At 59.4% G+C, this 21,250-nt stretch carries 14 protein-coding genes; 6 read left to right on the forward strand and 8 right to left on the reverse strand.

Annotation, left to right across the window (positions count from 1 at the left end):
• Positions 1-208: 208 nt before the first annotated feature.
• A complete protein-coding gene (gene aceF, locus AWB64_RS01860; protein WP_060816913.1) occupies positions 209-1,879 on the reverse strand; it encodes a dihydrolipoyllysine-residue acetyltransferase in 1,671 nt (556 codons plus the stop codon).
• A gap of 86 nt (positions 1,880-1,965) precedes the next feature.
• Positions 1,966-4,665 carry a pyruvate dehydrogenase (acetyl-transferring), homodimeric type gene (gene aceE, locus AWB64_RS01865; protein ID WP_060816914.1) on the reverse strand — a complete coding sequence of 900 codons (2,700 nt, stop codon included), beginning with the start codon at positions 4,663-4,665 and terminating at the stop codon, positions 1,966-1,968.
• A 304-nt stretch (positions 4,666-4,969) separates the two neighbouring features.
• On the opposite strand from aceE, the gene fixL reads away from it, so the two are divergent.
• From fixL to AWB64_RS01885, 4 genes are all read left to right on the forward strand, one after another.
• The gene (gene fixL, locus AWB64_RS01870) at positions 4,970-7,498 is read left to right on the forward strand and encodes an oxygen sensor histidine kinase FixL (protein WP_060816915.1); all 2,529 of its coding nucleotides are present in this window, start codon (positions 4,970-4,972) and stop codon (positions 7,496-7,498) included.
• Positions 7,495-8,142, forward strand: coding sequence for an oxygen response regulator transcription factor FixJ (gene fixJ / locus AWB64_RS01875; protein WP_060816916.1), 648 nt, complete (start codon positions 7,495-7,497; stop codon positions 8,140-8,142). The genes fixL and fixJ overlap by 4 nt, the downstream gene beginning before the upstream one ends.
• 488 nt (positions 8,143-8,630) lie before the next feature.
• Positions 8,631-9,494, forward strand: coding sequence for a bifunctional methylenetetrahydrofolate dehydrogenase/methenyltetrahydrofolate cyclohydrolase FolD (gene folD / locus AWB64_RS01880; RefSeq protein ID WP_060816917.1), 864 nt, complete (start codon positions 8,631-8,633; stop codon positions 9,492-9,494).
• A gap of 177 nt (positions 9,495-9,671) precedes the next feature.
• Positions 9,672-11,804 (forward strand): M3 family metallopeptidase, encoded by a 2,133-nt coding sequence (locus AWB64_RS01885; RefSeq protein WP_060816918.1) that lies wholly within the window; start codon positions 9,672-9,674, stop codon positions 11,802-11,804.
• A gap of 71 nt (positions 11,805-11,875) precedes the next feature.
• Here AWB64_RS01885 and AWB64_RS01890 read toward each other — a convergent pair whose 3' ends face one another.
• Entirely contained in the window at positions 11,876-13,150 is a 1,275-nt protein-coding gene (locus AWB64_RS01890; RefSeq protein ID WP_060816919.1) for an amidohydrolase family protein, read from the reverse strand.
• 263 nt (positions 13,151-13,413) lie between these two features.
• On the opposite strand from AWB64_RS01890, the gene xth reads away from it, so the two are divergent.
• A complete protein-coding gene (xth, locus tag AWB64_RS01895) occupies positions 13,414-14,190 on the forward strand; it encodes an exodeoxyribonuclease III (protein ID WP_060816920.1) in 777 nt (258 codons plus the stop codon).
• A gap of 32 nt (positions 14,191-14,222) precedes the next feature.
• Here xth and ntrC read toward each other — a convergent pair whose 3' ends face one another.
• The 3 genes from ntrC to glnA form a co-directional block, all read right to left on the reverse strand.
• On the reverse strand, positions 14,223-15,728 hold the full coding sequence (gene ntrC / locus AWB64_RS01900) for a nitrogen regulation protein NR(I) (protein ID WP_060816921.1): 1,506 nt from the start codon (positions 15,726-15,728) through the stop codon (positions 14,223-14,225).
• A 137-nt stretch (positions 15,729-15,865) separates the two neighbouring features.
• Positions 15,866-17,011, reverse strand: coding sequence for a nitrogen regulation protein NR(II) (gene glnL / locus AWB64_RS01905; protein ID WP_060816922.1), 1,146 nt, complete (start codon positions 17,009-17,011; stop codon positions 15,866-15,868).
• A gap of 157 nt (positions 17,012-17,168) precedes the next feature.
• The gene (glnA, locus tag AWB64_RS01910; RefSeq protein ID WP_060816923.1) at positions 17,169-18,584 is read right to left on the reverse strand and encodes a type I glutamate--ammonia ligase; all 1,416 of its coding nucleotides are present in this window, start codon (positions 18,582-18,584) and stop codon (positions 17,169-17,171) included.
• Positions 18,585-18,915: 331 nt separating this feature from the next.
• Here glnA and AWB64_RS01915 point away from each other — a divergent pair, with 331 nt between their 5' ends.
• Positions 18,916-19,380 (forward strand): rhodanese-like domain-containing protein, encoded by a 465-nt coding sequence (locus AWB64_RS01915; RefSeq protein ID WP_060816924.1) that lies wholly within the window; start codon positions 18,916-18,918, stop codon positions 19,378-19,380.
• A gap of 28 nt (positions 19,381-19,408) precedes the next feature.
• On the opposite strand, the gene AWB64_RS01920 is transcribed toward AWB64_RS01915, so the two are convergent.
• Both AWB64_RS01920 and AWB64_RS01925 read right to left on the reverse strand, forming a co-directional pair.
• A complete protein-coding gene (locus tag AWB64_RS01920) occupies positions 19,409-20,221 on the reverse strand; it encodes a competence/damage-inducible protein A (RefSeq protein WP_060816925.1) in 813 nt (270 codons plus the stop codon).
• Between the two features lie 22 nt (positions 20,222-20,243).
• Positions 20,244-21,101, reverse strand: a complete 858-nt coding sequence (locus AWB64_RS01925) for an EI24 domain-containing protein (RefSeq protein ID WP_060816926.1) — start codon at positions 21,099-21,101, stop codon at positions 20,244-20,246.
• Between the last annotated feature and the right edge of the window lie 149 nt (positions 21,102-21,250).

Below are 21,250 nucleotides of genomic sequence, written 5' to 3' on the forward strand. Positions count from 1 at the left end.
GCTGGCAGAACCCTCTTGAAACGCAAAGCGTAGCGATCGGTTCTGCCGTCGGCAGACTTGCCTTTCTTTGCTTATCTTCTTTTGGCAATCGCCAAAGAAAACAAGTGCCGCCCACGCGAAGGGCGACTGACAAGATGCAGTGCGAGGCAAGTTCAATGAGAAGCGCGGCAGACCACACAATCAGCGGCCTGCCAGGCACTAAAAAAAATCACAGACTTACCCGGCGAAAATCCGCCAGCACAGCAGAAAGATAGGCATTGAACCGCGCGGCCTCGGCGCCATCGATCACCCGATGATCGTAAGACAGCGACAACGGCAGGATCAATCGCGGCACGAACGCCTTGCCGTCCCAAACCGGCTTCATTGCGCCGCGCGACAAGCCGAGAATGGCCACTTCTGGCGCATTGATGATCGGCGTGAAATGCGTTCCGCCGATCCCGCCCAGCGACGAAATCGAGAAACATCCGCCCTGCATCTGATCCGGCTTCAGCTTGCCTTCGCGCGCGGCCTTCGAGAGCTCGGCCATTTCCTTCGCGATATCGGCGAGACCCTTATTGTCGGCGTCGCGAATCACCGGAACCATCAAACCGTTCGGCGTATCGGCGGCAAAACCGATGTTGTAATACTGCTTGAACACGAGGTCATCGCCGTCAAGGCTCGTATTGAACGTCGGGAATTTCTTGAGCGCGGCAACAACCGCCTTGATCACGAACGCGAGCATGGTGAACTTCACGCCGGCTTTTTCGTTTTCCTTGTTCAGCGTCACACGCAACGCTTCGAGGTCGGTAATATCGGCTTCGTCGTTGTTCGTGACGTGCGGAATCATGACCCAGTTGCGATGCAGGTTCGCGCCCGAAATCTTCTTGATGCGCGAGAGCGGCTTTGGATCGACCGGACCGAACTTCGTGAAATCGACCTTCGGCCACGGCAGCAGGTTCAGCTCGCCGCCACCGGCCGGCGCGGCGGCCGCGGTTGCCGCAGGCGCCTTGCCCTGGCCCGTCATCACGCCCTTCACGAACGCGGTGATATCCGCTTGCGTGATGCGGTTCTTCGGGCCCGTGCCGGTAACGCTCGACACGTCGACGCCAAGCTCGCGCGCGAACTTGCGCACGGACGGCGACGCATGGCTCGACGTGCGCGTGCCGCCTTCGCCTGCGGGAATCGCCGGCGCGAGCGCGAGCGCGGACGGCGCTTCTTTTTGCGCCGGAGCAGCTTGAGCTTGAGCAGGCGCGGCACCCTTCGGTGCTTCCTGCTTCGCCGCGACGGGCGCTGCGGCAGGCGCCGGCGCGGGCGACGAAGCGCCGCCTTCCAGCACCAGGATCAGCGTGCCTTCCGACACGGCGTCGCCGACCTTGACATTGAGTTCCTTGACCGTGCCCGCCGTGGGCGACGGCACGTCCATGGTGGCCTTGTCGGATTCGAGCGTGACGAGCGATTGCTCTTTCTCGACCTTGTCGCCGACCTTCACGTTCACTTCAATAACCGGAATGTCCTTGAAGTCGCCAATATCCGGCACCTTCACTTCGACCGCTCCGCCACCTGACGCGGCTGCGGGCGCAGCGGCTTCCGTAGTTTTTTCCTGCGCCTTTTCCTCGGCCGGTTCCGCGGGCTTTTCGGCGGCCTTGGGAGCCGCAGCTTCGCCGCCTTCCAGCACGACGATCAACGATCCTTCAGACACGTTGTCGCCCACCTTGACCTTCACTTCCTTCACCACGCCGGCTGCCGAACTCGGCACGTCCATGGTCGCCTTGTCGGATTCGAGCGTAACGAGCGATTGCTCTTTCTCAACCGTATCGCCCGCTTTCACCAGCACTTCGATTACCGGAATGTCCGTGTAATCGCCGATATCCGGCACCTTGACTTCGATCGCTTGACTCATTGTTTATTGTCTCCTGGGTCGCGACACGAAAATCGCCCAGTCAAAGGCCGGGCGACTTCGCGCAACAACACTCGGGGGCCGATGCGTTAAACCGTCATCGGGTTGGGTTTGGCGGGGTCGAGCTCATACTTCTTGATCGCTTCGGCGACGACCTTGCGGTCGATCGTGCCTTCGTCGGCAAGCGCATTGAGCGCCGCGACGGTGACCCAGTAGCGGTCGACTTCGAAGAAATGGCGCAGCTTTTCGCGCGTGTCCGAACGGCCATAACCGTCCGTGCCGAGCACGACAAACTTGTTCGGCACGAAACCGCGAATCTGGTCGACAAGTGCACGCACATAATCCGTCGATGCAACCACAGGACCCTTCGCGTCCTTCAGCAAATTCGTCACGTGAGCGACACGGCGCTCTTCTGTCGGATGCAACAGGTTCCAGCGCTCCACGTCCATGCCATTGCGCGCCAGTTCGGTGAAACTCGGGACGCTCCAGAGATCAGCAGCGACGTTCCAGTCGTTCTTCAACAGGTCGGCGGCGGCAATCACTTCATTGAAGATCGTGCCCGCGCCCAACAGTTGAACGCGCGGCGCTTTTGCATCGGCATCGGACTTGCGGAACGCGTACATGCCCTTGACGATATCGCTTGCGACGGAATCGCTCTGCGGAATCGCCGGATGCTCGTAGTTCTCGTTCATGACCGTGACGTAGTAGTACACGTCTTCCTGTTCGGCCACCATGCGGCGCAGACCGTCCTGCATGATCACCGCGAGTTCGTAGCCGAAGGTCGGGTCATAGCTCACGCAGTTCGGCACGGATGCCGCCCACATCAGCGAGTGGCCGTCTTCGTGCTGCAGGCCTTCGCCGTTCAGTGTCGTGCGTCCGGCCGTGCCGCCGAGCAGGAAGCCACGCGAGCGCATGTCGCCGGCGGCCCACGCCAGGTCGCCAATGCGCTGGAAGCCGAACATGGAATAGAAGATGTAGAACGGGATCATGATCTCGTTATGCGTGGAGTACGACGTCGCCGCCGCAATCCAGTCGCACATGCCGCCCGCTTCGTTGATCCCTTCCTGCAGGATCTGGCCGGTTTCCGATTCACGATAGAACATCAGCTGGTCGGAATCTTCCGGCACGTACTTCTGGCCGTCCTGATTCCAGATACCGATCTGGCGGAAGAGGCCTTCCATGCCGAACGTGCGCGATTCATCGGGCACGATCGGAACGATCCGCTTGCCGAGCGCCTTGTCCTTCAGCAGGATATTCAGGATCCGCACGAACGCCATGGTCGTGGAGATCTCGCGGCCCGGACCCGTGCCCTTCAGCACCGGTTCGAACACCGACAGATCCGGCACCGGCAGCGACTCGGCTTTCTGACGGCGCGCCGGCAGATAACCACCCAGTTCCTGGCGGCGGGCGCGCATGTACTCGAGTTCCTTCGACCCTTCTTCGAACGTCAGGTACGGCACGTCGGCAATCTGGTCGTCGGGGATCGGCAGCTTGAACTGATCGCGGAATTTCTTCAGCTGATCCGTGTGCAGCTTCTTCTGCTGATGGGTGATGTTCATGGCCTGACCGGCTTCGCCCATGCCATAACCCTTGATGGTCTTGGCGAGGATGACGGTCGGCTGGCCCTTCGTCTTCGATGCTTCCGTGTAAGCCGCGTAGATCTTGTGCGGATCATGGCCGCCGCGATTCAGGTTCCAGATGTCCTCGTCGGACCATTCCGCGACCATCGCCTTGAGTTCCGGCGTGTTGAAGAAATGCTCGCGTACGTACGCGCCCGATTCCGACTTGTAGGTCTGATATTCGCCGTCGACCACTTCCATCATCCGGCGCATCAGCGCACCGGTTTTATCGCGGGCGAAAAGCGAGTCCCAGCGGCTGCCCCACACCACCTTGATCACGTTCCAGCCGGCGCCACGGAATTCGCTTTCGAGTTCCTGGATGATCTTGCCGTTGCCGCGCACCGGACCGTCGAGACGCTGCAGGTTGCAGTTGATCACGAAGACCAGATTGTCCAGGCGCTCGCGTCCGGCCATGCCGATTGCGCCGAGCGATTCCGGTTCGTCCGTCTCGCCGTCGCCGAGGAACGCCCAGACCTTGCGGTCGCCCGCCTTGGCGATACCGCGCGCATCGATGTACTTCATGAAGCGCGCCTGATAAATGGCCATGATCGGGCCAAGACCCATCGATACAGTCGGGAACTGCCAGAAGTCCGGCATCAGCCACGGATGCGGGTACGACGAAATGCCCTCGCCGCCCACTTCCTGACGGAAGTTGTCGAGCTGGCTCTCTTTCAGGCGGCCGAGCAGGAAAGCGCGGGCATATACGCCCGGCGACGAGTGGCCTTGCACGAACACCAGATCGCCGCCGTGTTCGGGCGACGGCGCGTGCCAAAAATGGTTGAAGCCGACGTCATACAGCGTCGCGGCGGAGGCAAACGAAGCGATATGACCGCCCACGTTCGTGTCCTTGCCCGCGCGCAGCACCATGGCAATGGCGTTCCACCGCGTGTACGAGCGAATCTTGTGCTCGATGTCCTGGTCGCCGGGGATCTTCGCCTGCGCAGCAACCGGGATCGTATTGATGTATGGGGTATTGGCTGAAAACGGCAGATGTTCGCCATGCACGCGAGCGAATTCGATCTGCTTTTCGATCAGGTAATGCGCGCGATCCGGGCCTTCCGCCGAAATCACGCCATCGAGAGCCTCAAGCCATTCGGCAGTTTCCTGGGGATCTTCGTCGTCCTTGGCGTTGGCGACATATTTCATCACTTCGTCGGGTACAGCTGACATGCTCGTCTCCTGATTTGAGGAACGCTCTGTGAACAGTCGACGCGAGCCTTGTTGAAAACCGCAGGATCAACCGCGGAAAACGATGGGGACAAGCGCGCGTGCGGCAATTCTAAAGAGGCTCTAAACGGTAAAGCAAGCAATTTTTCGAATCATGAGAGTCAATCTCATAATGCGGAAAAATGCTGCAACGCACCGTGGGATAAGGACTTTTTGAGAGATGTTTAGTGTCCTTGCGATCAAATGCCGAGGTTTTGAAGCCTTTTTACGCCTTTTAACAGTCCTTCGCTGCGTTACAATTGCGCGCATGTTGACCGACCGGCTTTTCGCACGCTCGGCCCGCTCGTCGAAGAAACTCAACGACACGGCGCCGACCCGCTGGCACCACGGACCGTGGTGGTCGAACTCGTATTTGCTCACGCCGCTGATATCCATTCTGGTCTTTCTCGTCGTGATGAGCCTCATTTTATGGAGTCTCAACCGGCGCGAGCAGCAGCAGCAAGAGGACACGCTGTATCGAAATGTCGCATGGGCACAGCAGCAGATCCGGCTGTCCATGACCGGCGCGCAGGAACAGATCCAGGCGCTTGCACGCGACATTGCGTCGGGTCACGGCGATCCCCAGTCATTCCAGAGTTCGACTGGCGACATCATGCAGGGGCATCCCGAGATCCTCTACATGAACTGGTACACGGCGCAGCACAAGCCGCGCTGGCCCAATACGCCCTTGCCCGTGCTGGGCTCGCGGCTCGCGAAACCGACCGACGCGCAAATGGACGACGCGGTCCAGGCCGCCTTCGACGAAGCCCGCACCACGCGCCGCCAGATCTACTCCCCGCTGCTCTACGACGATATTGGCAACGGCTACATCACGTTGCAAACGCCGGTTTATCGTGACCGCGAATTCCTCGGTTCGATCGCGGCGGTGTTTTCCATCGAAGGGATTCTCAAGCACGACATTCCCGGCGAACTTTCCGCGAAGTACAAGATTTCCATTACCGACCTGAACAATCGCGAACTCGCCACGACCTCCACCCGGCCGCGTCTGCCGCGCGACATGTTCTACGACTTGCCGCTCGACCCGCCGGGACAAGGGGTATCGGTACGCGTTTATTCGTACCCGCAACTCACGAATTTCACCAACAACACACTCGTCTGGCTCGTGGCCGGACTGTCGTGTTTTGTGTTGTGGAGCTTGTGGAGCCTGTGGAAACACACGCGCCAGCGTTTTGAAGCGCAGCAAGCGCTTTACGCCGAGGCGTTCTTTCGCCGCGCCATGGAAAATTCGGTGCTGATCGGCATGCGTGTGCTGGACATGCACGGCCGGATCACGCACGTGAATCCCGCGTTTTGCCGCATGACGGGCTGGGACGAAAGCGATCTCGTCGGCAAGGTGGCGCCCTTTCCGTACTGGCCGAAAGACGCTTATCCGGAAATGCAGCGGCAACTCGACATGACGCTGCGCGGCAAGGCGCCTTCGTCCGGGTTCGAGCTGCGCGTGCGCCGCAAGGACGGTTCGTTCTTCCACGCACGGCTCTACGTGTCGCCGCTGATCGACAGTTCGGGACGCCAGACGGGCTGGATGTCGTCGATGACCGACATCACAGAGCCGCGCCGCGCGCGCGAAGATCTCGCCGCCGCGCACGAGCGCTTCACGACGGTGCTCGAAAGCCTGGACGCGGCCGTGTCCGTGCTTGCAGCCGACGAAGCCGAACTGCTGTTCGCGAACCGCTATTACCGGCACTTGTTCGGGATTCGTCCGGACGGTCACCTCGAGCTTGCGGGCGCGGGTTTCGATACGGCGCAGGCGTCGTCGGATTCCATCGACATGGTCGATACCTACGCCGGCCTGCCCGCCACCGCGCTGACCGAAAGTACGTCGGACGCGCAGGAAGTCTATGTGGAAGGCATCCAGAAGTGGTTCGAAGTGCGCCGCCAGTACATTCAATGGGTCGACGGTCATCTCGCGCAGATGCAGATCGCGACAGATATCACCACACGCAAGCAGGCGCAGGAACTCGCCGACCAGCAAGAAGAAAAGCTCCAGTTCACCAGCCGTTTGATGACGATGGGCGAAATGGCGTCGTCGCTCGCGCACGAGCTGAATCAGCCGCTCGCCGCAATCAACAATTACTGTTCGGGCTGCGTCGCGCTCGTGAAATCGGGCCGCATGACGCAGGACGCGCTGTTGCCGGTACTTGAAAAAACCGCGCAGCAGGCCGTGCGCGCGGGCATGATCATCAAGCGCATTCGTGAATTCGTGAAGCGCAGTGAGCCGAAGCGTCAGCCCACGCGTGTCAGCGATATCGTCGCGGACGCCGTCGGTCTCGCGGAAATCGAAGCGCGCAAACGCAAGATCCGGATACTGACCGAGATCCGTTCGCGTATGCCGGTGATCCATGTGGACCCGGTGCTGATCGAACAGGTACTTGTGAACCTGCTCAAGAACGCCGCGGAAGCCATGCATGACGCCAAGCCGAATGCCATCGACCCGGTGATCCGCGTGATCGTGCAGCGTACCGATGGCGGTTTTGTCTGCATCAGCGTGGTCGATCAGGGTCCGGGCGTGGACGAAGCCACTGCGGAGCGCCTGTTCGAGCCCTTCTACAGCACCAAGTCCGACGGCATGGGCATGGGCCTGAATATTTGCCGGTCGATCATTGAGTCGCATCGTGGACGGCTTTGGGTGGTGAACAATATCGACACCGCCGGAAACGTCACGGGCGCGACATTCCATTGCAGTTTGCCAATCGGAGAAGCCGATGGTCCGGGTAATAGCGGACCGGAGGCTCTCAGCCATCAACCCACACAACAAACTGTTACGGGAGAGCTATGAGCACAGTCACCACTCAGGAAACCGTCTTTGTCGTCGATGACGACGAAGCCGTGCGTGATTCTTTGCGCTGGCTGCTTGAAGCCAATGGCTACCGCGTCTCGTGTTTTGCGAGCGCCGAAGCGTACCTCGATGCGTACCTCCCGATCGCCCATTCCGGCGCGATCTCGTGCCTGATACTCGATGTGCGCATGTCGGGCATGAGCGGGCTCGAGTTGCAGGAAAAGCTGATTGCGGAGAATTCGCTGCTGCCGATCATTTTTGTCACGGGTCATGGCGACGTGCCAATGGCCGTGTCGACCATGAAGAAAGGCGCGATGGATTTTATCGAAAAGCCTTTCGATGAAGCCGAGTTGAGGAAGCTGGTCGAACGCATGCTGGATAAGGCGCGGACCGAGAGTTCAAGCGTGCAGCAGCAGCGCGCCGCGGCAGAGCGGTTGGGCAAGCTTACGGCGCGGGAGCATCAGGTGCTGGAGCGGATTATCGCTGGGCGACTTAATAAGCAGATCGCCGATGATCTGGGGATTAGTATCAAGACGGTTGAGGCCCATCGGGCGAATATCATGGAGAAACTTTCTGTGAATACCGTCGCCGATTTGTTGAGACTCGCGCTTTCTAATAAGCCGCAGACACAGCAGGCGCAGTAGGGGGGTTTTATGGGCGCCCAGGTGCTTTGATGGACTTGGGCAGCCCTAGGCCGAGGTTCTGCTTTTTAGGGCTTTGCGCATTCCCTGTTCGTTGTTCCTCTTTAGCACTGTTAGCCACTGTCCGTGGCGGGACTTCATTTCTTTTTCCAACGGCGAAAAAGAAACGAAGCAAAGAAAACGCCTTCCAACCGCTAATTCTTAAGTGTCCCGAGCGTGCACGTACATCTGCTTGGGACTTCAAAAGAACCGTTGCCGCCGTAATCACCGTTAGCTGAAACCCTTCCCCTCCGTATCCCTACATCCACACGCTTCGCCACCAGCGTTCTCGGGCTAGAGCAACCGGCTCGTTGAGCACCTTGTCAGCGGCAGCCTTCGTGCCGGTGAAACGCCGTCCGGTATAATTTGAGCTTGATGCAGTCCTGCGTCACGCAGCCTGCCCTCCCGCACTTTTCCGAAAAGCGGCGGACTTTCCCCCGCCGAAATCTTCCATGACCGCCCAAATCATCGACGGCAACGCCCTCTCCAAAACCCTTCGCGCCAATGTCGCCTCCCGCGCCGCCGCCCTGACCGCCCGCGGACAGCAACCCGGCCTGGCCGTCGTTCTTGTCGGCGAGAATCCGGCCAGCGAAGTCTATGTGCGCAACAAAGTGAAGGCGTGTCAGGACAACGGGCTGCATTCCGTATTCGACCGCTTTCCGTCATCGCTCACGGAAAGCGAACTGCTCGCCCGTCTCGATGACCTGAACAACGACCCCAATATTCACGGCATCCTGGTTCAGTTACCACTGCCAAAACATATCGATAGCCATAAAGTCATCGAAGCAATCGCGCCTGCCAAAGACGTCGATGGCTTCAACGTCGAGAACGCCGGCGCCCTGATGACCGGCAAGCCATTGTTCCGCCCCTGCACGCCATACGGCGTAATGAAAATGTTCGAAGCCCACCAGATCCCGCTCGAAGGCGCTAATGCCGTGGTGATCGGACGCTCGAACATTGTCGGCAAACCCATGGCCATGCTGCTGCTCGAAGCCGGCGCGACCGTCACCATCACGCACAGCAAAACGCGCAATCTCGCGGCGCTCACCCGCAATGCAGACGTGGTCGTGGCGGCAACCGGCCGGCGCAACATCCTGACCGCGGACATGGTCAAGCCAGGCGCCACGGTAATCGACGTAGGCATGAACCGCGACGAAAATGGCAAGCTGTGCGGCGACGTGGATTTCGCAAACGTGAAGGAAGTCGCCGGATTCATCACGCCCGTGCCAGGAGGAGTCGGGCCAATGACCATCACCATGTTGCTCGTGAATACCATCGAAGCCGCCGAGCGCGCCATGCAGCAAGAGCGCGACTGATTTCCTTCCACGCAACGATCGCTCACATTGCGTCAATCGCAGCCGTAGTCAGAAACGATTTGAGAATCGGCCAAGGCGTCCCCACAATAGACTTATCACCGCCGATTTGGCGCGTCGTGTTTCGCGGCGCGTCTTCGCGTTTCTTCTTTGAAATTTTCATCCGAGACCGGGAGAGTCATGTCCAGTTCGACACCATCGAATACCGCGAATCACGCTCAGTCCCAAGTCCACGGCAACCCGCTGCTCGACTTCTCCGACCTGCCCCTTTTTAACGACATCAAGCCGGAACACGTCACGCCCGCGCTGGACGTGCTTCTCGCCGATGCGAAAGCCGCCGTCGATCACGCCGCCGCACCGGACACGCCAGCGACGTGGCACGACATCGTGGAAAGCGTGGAGCGCGCGAGCGAACGGCTTTCGCGCGCGTGGGGCGTCATTGGCCACCTGAACGCCGTCGCCGACACCCCCGAGTTGCGCGCCGCCCACGCGGAAAATTTGCCACGCGTTACGGAGTTTTCCGCGAGCGTTGGACAGAATCTGGCGCTCTACGAGAAATACAAGGCGATCGCCGCGAGCAAGGAACATGAGGCGCTGACGGCCGAACAAAAGAAGTTGCTCAGCAACGAGTTGCGTGGCTTCCGCTTGTCGGGCGCCGAATTGCCGGAAGACAAGAAGCCCCGCTTTGCGCGCTTGCAGGAAGAACAGGCGGCGTTATCGAAAGCATTTTCCGATCACGTCCTCGATGCCACTAACGCGTTTTCGTACATCGTGACGAATGAAAGCGAGCTTGCAGGTTTGCCGGAAGACGTGATCCAGGCGGCGCGCGAAGCCGCGCAAAAAGAAGGCAGCGAAGGCTGGAAATTCACATTGCACTTTCCATCGTATTTTCCGGTCATGCAATACGCCGAACATCGGCCGCTGCGTGAAGCGATGTATCGCGCCTATGTGACGCGGGCGTCCGAGTTGGGGCCGAACTACGGCCATGGCAAGCCAGAATGGGACAACACGGCGAACGTGGTCGAGCAATTGAAACTGCGCGACGAAGAAGCGCACGCGCTCGGCTACCAGAACTTCGCCGAGGTTTCGCTCGCGCCGAAGATGGCCGAGTCGCCCGCCCAGGTGGTCTCGTTCCTCGAAGATCTCGCAGTGCGCGCGCGGCCCCACGCGGAACAGGACTGGATGGAGTTGCGCGCGTTTGCCGCGACCGAGCTGGGCATGCCCGAACTGCAACCGTGGGATTCGACCTTCGCCGCCGAACGGCTGCGCCAGCAACGCTATTCGTTCTCCGAAAACGAAGTGAAGCAGTATTTTCCTCAGGAGGCGGTGTTGAAGGGCTTGTTCAAGGTCACGGAGACCCTGTTCGGCGTTTCGATTCGTCGCGACGAAGCCCCCGTCTGGAATCCGGACGTGCGCTTTTTCCGCGTGGAAAACAAGGATGGCTCACTCGTCGCGCAGTTCTACCTGGACCTGTATGCACGCGAAGGCAAACGCGGCGGCGCATGGATGGATGACGCCCGCTCGCGCCGCAAGAGTCAGGACGGCAAGGTACAGACGCCGGTTGCGTACCTGACCTGCAACTTTTCGGCGCCAGTGGGTGGCAAGCCGGCCTGCTTCACGCACGACGAAGTCATCACCCTGTTCCATGAGTTCGGCCATGGCTTGCACCACATGCTCACGCGCGTCGATGAACTCGGCGTATCTGGCATCAACGGCGTGGAATGGGATGCTGTCGAACTGCCGTCGCAGTTCATGGAAAATTTCTGCTGGGAATGGGACGTTCTCACCGACATGTCCGGTCACGTCGACACCGGCGCCACCTTGCCGCGTGAGCTCTTCGACAAGATGCTGGCCGCAAAGAACTTCCAGAGCGGCCTCGGCACCTTGCGCCAGATCGTCCTTTCCATGTTCGATATCCAGCTTCACAGCAACTACGATCCGGCAGGCGCCACGAACGTCAACGATTTCGCACGCGAGATCAACGAACGTTTCCACGTCGTGCCACAAGCGCCCTTCTCACGCTGGACCAACACCTTCACGCACATTTTCGCGGGCGGGTATGCCGCGGGTTACTACAGCTACAAATGGGCGGAGGTGTTGTCGGCCGATGCGTATGCAGCATTTGAAGAAGCCGCGACGGTTGGCGGCGGATCGGTGCTGGATGCTGAGACTGGAATCCGCTACCGTCGCGAGATTCTCGAAGTTGGCGGCAGCCGGCCAGCGATGGACTCGTTCAAAGCATTCCGCGGCCGTGAGCCGAATATCGACGCGCTGTTGAGGCATAACGGCATGTCGCCTGCCGCTGCGCATTGATCGAGCAGGCCTCCCGAGTTCGCAGGGCGGTTCCGGCGCAAGCCGGGACCGCTTTTTTTACCCCGACATTCCTATCTGTCCAGCCGGAAATCGACTTGCTCCGGACGCCCTTCCAGGCTCAGGCTTGCTCGCATTGAAGGAGCTCGGCTGACTACCTTGCCGCGCCGAAGTACGGCGGTACGGGCAGCCCGCAACCTGATTGCTTCAATAGGATCGCGCGCATCCAGCATCACGCAGTCCGCGTTGTTGCCCACCGCAATTCCATATCCTTCAATGCCCAAAATCTTCGCGGGCGTTGTGGTCACTGCCTCGAATGCGGCACACATTGCATCCACGCCCGTCATTTGTGCGACGTGCAATCCCATATGCGCGACTTCAAGCATGTCGCCCGAACCGAGGCTATACCACGGGTCCATCACGCAGTCGTGGCCGAACGCCACATCGACGCCTGCTGCCATCAGTTCAGGCACGCGCGTCATGCCGCGGCGCTTCGGGTATGTGTCGGCGCGTCCTTGCAGGGTGATGTTGATCAGTGGATTGGCGATCACAGCCACGCCGGAATCGCGGATCAACGGAATCAGCTTGCTCACATAATAGTTGTCCATGGAATGCATCGATGTAACGTGCGAACCGGTGACACGGCCCTGCAAACCTAGCCTATGCGTTTCTGCCGCAAGCGTTTCAATGTGCCGCGACATGGGGTCGTCGGACTCGTCACAATGCATGTCCACGCGCAAACCCTTCTGCGCCGCAAACTCGCATAGCAGCCGGACGGATTCGGCTCCATCGGTCATCGTGCGCTCGAAATGCGGAATTCCTCCGACGACGTCGACACCCATCGATATCGCGCGCTTCAGGTTCTCAAACGCACCCTCGCTTCGCAGAACGCCGTCTTGTGGGAACGCTACAAGTTGCAAGTCGAGATACGGTTTTACTCGACGCTTCACTTCGAGCAGCGCCTCCACTGCGAGCAGACGCGGGTCGCACACGTCGACGTGCGAGCGGACTGCAAGCAAGCCGCGTGCGACGGCCCAATCGCAATACTGCATTGCCCGGTCAATCAGCGCCTCTTGGGTGAGCACGGGTTTCAGTTCTCCCCATAACGCGATGCCTTCCAGCAGCGTTCCCGACGCGTTCACGCGCGGCAGCCCATAGGACAACGTGGCGTCCATATGAAAATGCGCATCCACGAACGGCGCTGTGACAAGTGAGCCCGCAGCCTCGATTTCTTCGGGGGCCGTCGCGTCAAGTCGCGATTCGATGGCGGCAAACCGGCCATCCTTAACGCCGATATCCACAGGATCGCGCGAATGGGCGAGCACGGCTCGCCGAATGATCAGGTCCATGGGGCTGTCCTTTTGCTGATGTATTCGGGACATTGTAGCGGCCCGGAAAACGGAATTTCGAGCGCGTGAAGCACGTTAGCCATTCGGTCTACTTCAAGCGCCGGACGATGCACGCGAAACTACGGCTTCGGGTGATTTAAACGCTGCACGTCATAGAATGGCGTCTTGAGTCAAAGTGACTTGACGCTCAAGCTACGTATGCACGAAGCTGCGTTCGCGCTAGAACTCATCACCGTACAGAATACATTCCGAGCATCCACTAAATGAAAATCGCCACCTGGAACGTCAATTCGCTCAAAGTCCGTCAGCAACATGTCATCGACTGGCTGGCGACGAGCGGCGTAGACGTGCTGTGCTTACAGGAACTCAAGCTGACCGACGACAAATTTCCCGTCGCCGAACTGGAAGCCGCGGGCTACAAGAGCTGGTACGCCGGACAGAAGACCTACAACGGCGTGGGCATCCTGGTGCGCAGCGGTCTCACGGTCGACGAAACCACAATCGTGCGCAATATCCCCGCTTTCGAAGATCCGCAACAGCGCGTGATTGCCGTGACGGTAGAAGGCGTCCGGATCATCTCAGCCTATTTCCCAAATGGACAGGCGCCGGGCACCGAGAAATTTGCCTACAAGATGCGCTGGCTGGAAGCGCTGCGCGACTGGATACAAGTCGAAATGAAAAGCTATCCGCAACTGGCCCTGCTCGGCGACTACAACATCGCGCCGGAAGATCGCGACGTGCACGACCCGAAAGCATGGGAAGGCCAGAACCTTGTTTCACCCGATGAACGCGCGCATTTCGTGCAACTCATAGAACTCGGTCTCACTGATACCTTTCGCAAATTCGAGCAGCCGGAAAAACTCTTTACGTGGTGGGATTACCGCATGCTCGGATTCCGGCGCAACGCGGGATTGCGCATCGATCACATTCTGGTGACGGCCGAACTCGCCGCGCGCTGCACGGCCTGTGAAGTGGATAAAGTGCCGAGGAAGTGGGAACAGCCCTCGGACCACGCGCCGGTGATCGCGACCATTAGCTAAATGAAGCGGGAACGTTGCCGTTCCCGCTTACATCAAGCATCCAGATGCAATTCCTGGATCTTGCGCGTGATCGTATTCCGGCCAATACCCAGACGTTCGGCCGCTTCGACCTTGCGGCCACGCGTGAAATCGAGCGCTTCGCGGATCACTGCAGCCTCGAACCGCCGCGCGAGTTCATCCATGACGTCGGCGGTGTTCTCCCGCAGCAGGCGCGCAACCTCCGTGCGCAAGCCGTTCTCCCAAATACTCGCGGGAATGCCTGCAGGCGCACTGCCGAGCGCAACAGGCAAGCCATTCGGACCGCTCGCCAAAACCGCACTCGACGACGCCCCGCCCTCCGCTGCCGAAGCCGTCAGCGACGTACTTTCGCCCGCATATTCCTGCGTCGGCGTAAGGTCTGGCGGCAGGTCCTTGCGTTCGATTGTCTGCGCCGGCGCCATCACGGTCAGCCAGTTGCATAGATTCTCCAACTGCCGGACATTACCGGGAAACGGCAGCGATGCAAGAAACGCAAGCGCATCTTCGGATACACGCTTCGGTTCCACGCCCAGATCGCGCGCGCTCTTTTGCAGAAAGTGGCGCGTGAGCAGCGCAATGTCCTCGCTGCGCTCCCTCAAAGCGGGCAACCTCAATCTGATCACGTTCAACCGGTGATACAAGTCCTCGCGAAACAGACCCTGGCGCACGCGCGATTCGAGATTCTGGTGCGTCGCCGCGATCACGCGAACATTCGCCTTCAACGGGTTATGCCCGCCCACGCGATAAAACTGCCCATCGGACAGCACCCGCAGCAAGCGCGTTTGAAGATCGAACGGCATATCGCCGATCTCATCGAGGAACAGCGTGCCGTTTTCCGCCTGCTCAAAGCGTCCCTGACGCATGGCCTGCGCGCCCGTGAACGCGCCGCGTTCGTGCCCGAACAACTCGGACTCGAGCAGATCCTTAGGAATCGCCGCCGTGTTCAACGCAATGAAGGGTCCGTTCGCGCGCGGGCTATGGCGGTGCAGCGCGCGTGCAACAAGCTCCTTTCCGGTGCCTGATTCGCCCGTGATGAGCACAGTGGCGGCGGAATGCGACAGACGTCCAATAGCGCGAAACATATCCTGCATTGCCGGCGCCTGGCCGAGCATTTCAGGCGTTTCCGTGACACTGTTGTCGTAGGCCGCTTCGCCGCGCATGCTTTCGTCGACCGCACGGCGGATCAGTTCCACCGCTTTGTCGACATCGAAAGGCTTGGCAAGATACTCGAACGCGCCGCCCTGAAATGCGGCAACCGCGCTGTCGAGATCGGAGAACGCGGTCATGATGATGACCGGCAGACCGGGCAGCTTGTCGCGCACGGTTTGCAGCAATTCAAGACCCGATCCACCCGGCATGCGGATGTCGGACACGAGCACTTGCGGGCTTTCCTGTTCGAGCGCGGTCAGCGCATCGCGGACGCCGGAAAAACTGCGTGTCGCGAAGTTCTCTCTTGCGAGGGCTTTTTCAAGCACCCAGCGGATGGATTGGTCGTCGTCTACTATCCAGATCGGCTTCATAAAAGTTCGGCGAGATATCTTCGTGTGGTTCGGTTTAAGCCCGTCGAAACGGTCAGGCGCATCAGCGCTTCAAAAATATCGATGAACCCTCGTGATTGATCGTTGAATGATTGGCCACGATTGCCGGGCACGGCCGCTTATCCTTCAAACGGCAACAGGATGGTGAACTCGGTGCAGCCCGGCTTGCTTTCCACTTCAATCAATCCATCGTGCTGCTGCACGAAGGTCTGTGCGAGCGTAAGGCCAAGTCCGCTGCCGTCTTCCCGCCCGGATACGAGCGGATAAAAGATCCGGTCACGTATTTCCTCCGGAATGCCTGGACCATTGTCAGTGATATGCAAGTCCAGTGCCAGTTTGTGTAAGCGTTTGCCAATCGTCACTTTGCGTGCAATACGCGTGCGCAGTTCGATGCGCGCATCGCCTTGTGAAATGCGTTCGCGCAACGCTTCCGCTGCATTACGAACGATGTTGAGCAACGCCTGGATCAACTGCTCCTTGTCACCGCGCAGGTCGGGCACGCTCACGTCGTAGTCGCGATCGAGCGTGAGGCCACGGGGAAACTCGGCAAGGATCACGGCGCGCACGCGCTCGCAGACTTCATGGATGTTCACATCGCCCACGATATGCGGATGACGATGCGGCTCCAGCAACCGGTCGACAAGCGTCTGCAGCCGGTCCGATTCCTTGATGATGACCTGCGTGTATTCGCGCAGTTCGTCACGTTCACGCGCGCCCAGTTCGAACTCGAGCAGTTGCGCCGCGCCCCGGATGCCGCCAAGCGGATTCTTGATTTCGTGCGCGAGGTTGCGAATCAGTTGTTTGTTGACCGCGGTCAGATCATGAATGCGCTCTTCGCGATCGGTCTTCAGATGCCGCTCGTTTTCGAACAGTTCGAGCAGCACGTAATTGGGCGCGGCCTCCAGATACGCGACGATTGCATGTACATGCAGCGGCTCGCGGCCGGGACGTTCCAGCACGGCATCCAGATGGGTCGCGTTGAACCTGTGATCAGCAATCGACGCAATCGTCGATACCAGTTCGTCCGCATTGGCGAACAATTCGGGCCACGCGGTTTGAGCCAACTGCTTGCGCGAACGTTCGAGCATGGCTTCGGCCGACGGATTCGCAAATGCGATCTTCAGCGTCGACTTGTCCAGCACAAGCACGACCGTAGGCAATGCTTCCATGCCCGGCAGCAGATTGGTGGCGACGAGCGTGGCGTCGTCGGACAGCGAATTGTCGGGAGGACTCTTTCTCGCCTTGATGAGATTCTTGAGAACCATCGTGCTGTGAGACCCGGTCTTGAAACTGTGAGACGAAGATCCGGCGATTAAAAAAAGGGACGGCGCGCCGTCCCTTTTTGTTCACCTGACACTTCTGCTTCGCGTCGAGCGGCGCACTTCCCCGGCTGCCGGAAAACGAAGTGCGCGCGCCATCCGCTTACAGCGAGTAGTACATCTCGAATTCGATCGGATGCACAGCCTGGCGATAGCGCTGCAATTCCGTCGTCTTCAGTTCGATATACGCGTCGAGCATCGAATCCGTGAACACGCCGCCCACCGTCAGGAACTCGCGGTCAGCGTCGAGTGCGTCGAGCGCCTGATCCAGGCCGGCACACACGGTCGGGATCTTTGCATCTTCTTCCGGCGGCAGGTCGTACAGGTTCTTGTCCGCTGCTTCGCCCGGGTGAATCTTGTTCTGCACGCCGTCCAGACCGGCCATCATCAGCGCGGAGAAGCACAGGTACGGATTCGCCATCGGATCCGGGAAACGCGTTTCAATGCGGCGGCCCTTCGGATTCGCCACGTGCGGAATGCGGATCGACGCCGAACGGTTCTTGGCCGAATAAGCCAGTTTCACCGGTGCTTCGAAGTGCGGAACGAGCCGCTTGTACGAGTTCGTCGACGGGTTCGTGATGGCGTTCAGTGCGCGCGCGTGCTTGATGATCCCGCCGATGTAGAACAGCGCGAATTCCGACAGGCCTGCGTATCCGTCGCCGGCAAACAGGTTCTTGCCGTCCTTCCAGATCGACTGGTGAACGTGCATGCCCGAACCGTTGTCGCCAACGATCGGCTTCGGCATGAACGTCGCCGTCTTGCCATAGGTGTGCGCCACATTCTGAACGATGTACTTCAGCCGTTGCGTCCAGTCAGCGCGCTGAACCAGCGTCGAGAATTTCGTGCCGATTTCGTTCTGGCCCTGGCCCGCCACTTCGTGGTGATGCACTTCGACCGGAATGCCGATCTGCTCGAGCAGCAGACACATTTCCGAACGGATGTCCTGGAACGTGTCGACCGGAGCGACCGGGAAGTAGCCGCCCTTCGTGCCTGGACGGTGACCGGTGTTGCCGCCTTCGAACTCCATCGACGACGACCACGGCGCTTCTTCCGAACCGACCTTGACGAAGCAGCCCGACTGGTCCGCGCTCCAGCGCACCGAGTCGAAAATGAAGAATTCAGGTTCCGGACCGAAGAAAGCCGTGTCGCCCAGGCCCGAGCTCTTCAAATACGCTTCAGCGCGCTTCGCGAGCGAGCGCGGATCGCGTTCGTAACCCTTGCCATCCGACGGCTCGACGACGTCGCACGACATCACGAGCGTCGACTCTTCGTAGAACGGATCGACAAAAGCAGTATCCGCATCCGGCATCAACAGCATGTCCGACGCTTCAATGCCCTTCCATCCGGCGATAGACGAACCGTCGAAAGCGTGGCCGCTTTCAAATTTGTCTTCGTCGAATGCCGAGACCGGCAGCGAAACGTGTTGTTCTTTACCGCGCGTGTCGGTGAAACGGAAGTCGACAAACTTGACGTCCTCGTCCTTGACGAGTTGCATGACGTCGGCCACGGATTTGCTCATTACCTATCTCCTGATTAACAAAATCGACGAACACTCATTCGCCGCCTAACCGATTCGAAACCATCGGTACAGTCAAAAGCAGCTTCCATGCCAAACGCACCATTATTGCGCTAAGCGATTGAAGCTGCGCGCTTTTTCGGGGACCCGAGATTGTCTTGGAATCCGTGCACTCGCCATAACGCACCAATTTCGTGCATGCAGCCGTGCGACCCATAACGTTAGCACTGATTCAGGGCGATTCAAACTCTGCGCACCATGCTGATGCATCTATCAACCAGTGATTGGCACGCTAGAATGCCTGATTAAAATGTCCGGTTGGAGACCTTCGTCCATGAGCACACTCGAACAGTTGTATGCCAGAAGTACCGCCCGCGCAGTCGAGAACCAGCTTCCGTACGCTGGCGCTGTTCTTCCTGCCGAGGCCTTCGAACTACTGCAACTCGATCCTTCCGTACGCCTCGTCGACGTCCGCACACGCGCTGAATTAGACTGGGTCGGGCGACCCGCCATCGACACCGCCCAATACGCGCATATCGAGTGGATTCAATATCCGGGCTCTGTTCCCAACACCGCCTTTATTCAGCAGCTAGGCGAGCTCGCCGCGCCCGATACACCGATTCTGTTTCTCTGCCGAAGTGCTGCACGCTCGAAGCTCGCAGCCATAGCTGCTCAAAAGGCAGGCTTCACAAAGGCATTCGACCTGCTCGAAGGCTTCGAGGGCGACAAGGATGGACAAGGTCACCGCAAGACCATTTCCGGATGGTGCTTTCGCGGCTTGCCCTGGCTCGGCGCATAAGCGATATCGGCCGGACCGTCAGCAAGGCTTATTGCGCCGCGCCCGGCTCGACTTCCACTATCTCGCCGCCCAGCGCCGTTACGCCTTCGCGCAATCGTTCAAACGCCGCATTCGCCGTCTCCGGCTCACCCTTGACGCCCAGGTCGATATGGGCACGCCCAAACACGGCGCCGCGGGCGGTATCGCCTACGCTTGGCAAGCTGAAAACGCGCACGCCCGCGAAATCACGTTCGATGGATTCCATCAGCGGCGTAATCCGCGACTCCGGCAAGCCAAAAACGAACAAGGACCGCTCGACATAAGGCGTCGCATGATGCAATTGGGCGTATTGGGTGTCGAGCACCCATTCGATCATGGGCCACGCCATGACCGGAAATCCAGGCACGAAATGGATATTGCCGACCGAGAAGCCTGGAATGCGGTTGTAGCTGTTCGGAATGATGCTCGCGCCCTTCGGGAACGTGCCCATGTTCAACCGGTGCAGGTTGTCCGGCGCATTCAGGTCGGCGGGTTTGTCGCCGGCCGTTTCCCGGATGCGCGCACGGATCAGCTCCGCCGCTTCCGGATGCAATTCAAGCGGTACACCTAAGGCCGCAGCCGCGCACTGACGCGTATGGTCGTCGGGTGTGGCGCCAATACCGCCCGTCGAGAACACGATGTCGCCAGACGCAAACGCCCGCTTGAGCGTGGCCGTGATGCGTTCGCGGTCGTCGCCGATGTATTCCGCCCAATCCAGCGACAATCCGCGCGCCGACAACAATTCGATAACTTTTGGCAGATGCTTGTCGGTTCTTCGCCCGGACAATATTTCGTCGCCAATGATGATCACGCCAAAGCCCATGAATGCTCCCTGATCTTAGAAATTAGCCGGAAATTCGCAGCTCGGCGGGCGCGCTGGAACCGCTCAGCGGAGGCGACGCGGACGTGGTTTCCGCCCGCAGGCGCTCAAGGGCGTGCAGACAATAGTGCCCAAACCAGAGCGCCGAAAAAACTAGAATGAATGCATAGATCCAGATCGTCGCCGCGGCCACGACCGGAAACAACGGCAACAGCCAGACCGACCAGGCCCACAGCATGGTTGGCAGAGACCCGAGCAAACCGCTGATCACGCCGATACCGAACAACGGCCAACGTGCGCGCCGCACAATAGCGCGCCGCTCTGTAGCGCTCGCGTGCAATGCGAGTGCGTCGTAAGTCATTACACGGTACGTAAGCCATCCCCACAATACAGGCGGAATGATCGCGAAAAACGGCGGAATCAGCCAAAGCGGCAGCGTGACGATCAACAGTACGAGACAAACGACCGTGGTAATGACCGAATGCCCAAGACTGCCGTACCACGATCCGCCGCGCCGCATTTCAAGCGATGCGTATTGATGCCGTGTCAGTAACTTGATCACTGAAGGCATCGAAAGCGTCGCAATGAGCAACAAAATGGTCACGACGATCAACGGAATTGCCATGACCACGATAAAAAACGGCGCGATCACCGCATGCAGCGACGAAAAACCGACAGAGTCGAAAAGCCGGTACATGGCCGATGTAAGCGCCCAGCCGTCAAGCCAGTTACGCGCGGCACCCGTCAGCGTCTGCCAGAAAAACCATAGGACAGCGCCCCATGCAACCGACGCCACGGCGAACGGCATGAAGGTAAGCCAAAGCATTCTCGGATGAAAAGCGTTCGCGAGAGCGCGCACGAACGAACGCAACAAGTCATTCATGCAAAGGTCGTTTGAGATGGAAAGAAGACAGGATAAACCAGAGAGCGCATGACGCGCTGCTCGTCCGGATGGCTAACGCTGGACGGAAACGCAATTCGCCGGCGAGAGCCGGCGAACAAGACCTAATGCCTTACCGAGGGAGGCGCGAT

Source organism: Caballeronia sordidicola (genome assembly GCF_001544455.2).
Lineage (GTDB): Bacteria > Pseudomonadota > Gammaproteobacteria > Burkholderiales > Burkholderiaceae > Caballeronia > Caballeronia sordidicola.

Coding starts and splice junctions, on each gene's coding strand:
- aceF (WP_060816913.1), bottom strand. CDS start 1,879: ATGAGTCAAGCGATCGAAGTCAAGGTGCCGGATATCGGCGATTACACG.
- aceE (WP_060816914.1), bottom strand. CDS start 4,665: ATGTCAGCTGTACCCGACGAAGTGATGAAATATGTCGCCAACGCCAAG.
- fixL (WP_060816915.1), top strand. CDS start 4,970: ATGTTGACCGACCGGCTTTTCGCACGCTCGGCCCGCTCGTCGAAGAAA.
- fixJ (WP_060816916.1), top strand. CDS start 7,495: ATGAGCACAGTCACCACTCAGGAAACCGTCTTTGTCGTCGATGACGAC.
- folD (WP_060816917.1), top strand. CDS start 8,631: ATGACCGCCCAAATCATCGACGGCAACGCCCTCTCCAAAACCCTTCGC.
- AWB64_RS01885 (WP_060816918.1), top strand. CDS start 9,672: ATGTCCAGTTCGACACCATCGAATACCGCGAATCACGCTCAGTCCCAA.
- AWB64_RS01890 (WP_060816919.1), bottom strand. CDS start 13,150: ATGGACCTGATCATTCGGCGAGCCGTGCTCGCCCATTCGCGCGATCCT.
- xth (WP_060816920.1), top strand. CDS start 13,414: ATGAAAATCGCCACCTGGAACGTCAATTCGCTCAAAGTCCGTCAGCAA.
- ntrC (WP_060816921.1), bottom strand. CDS start 15,728: ATGAAGCCGATCTGGATAGTAGACGACGACCAATCCATCCGCTGGGTG.
- glnL (WP_060816922.1), bottom strand. CDS start 17,011: ATGGTTCTCAAGAATCTCATCAAGGCGAGAAAGAGTCCTCCCGACAAT.
- glnA (WP_060816923.1), bottom strand. CDS start 18,584: ATGAGCAAATCCGTGGCCGACGTCATGCAACTCGTCAAGGACGAGGAC.
- AWB64_RS01915 (WP_060816924.1), top strand. CDS start 18,916: ATGAGCACACTCGAACAGTTGTATGCCAGAAGTACCGCCCGCGCAGTC.
- AWB64_RS01920 (WP_060816925.1), bottom strand. CDS start 20,221: ATGGGCTTTGGCGTGATCATCATTGGCGACGAAATATTGTCCGGGCGA.
- AWB64_RS01925 (WP_060816926.1), bottom strand. CDS start 21,101: ATGAATGACTTGTTGCGTTCGTTCGTGCGCGCTCTCGCGAACGCTTTT.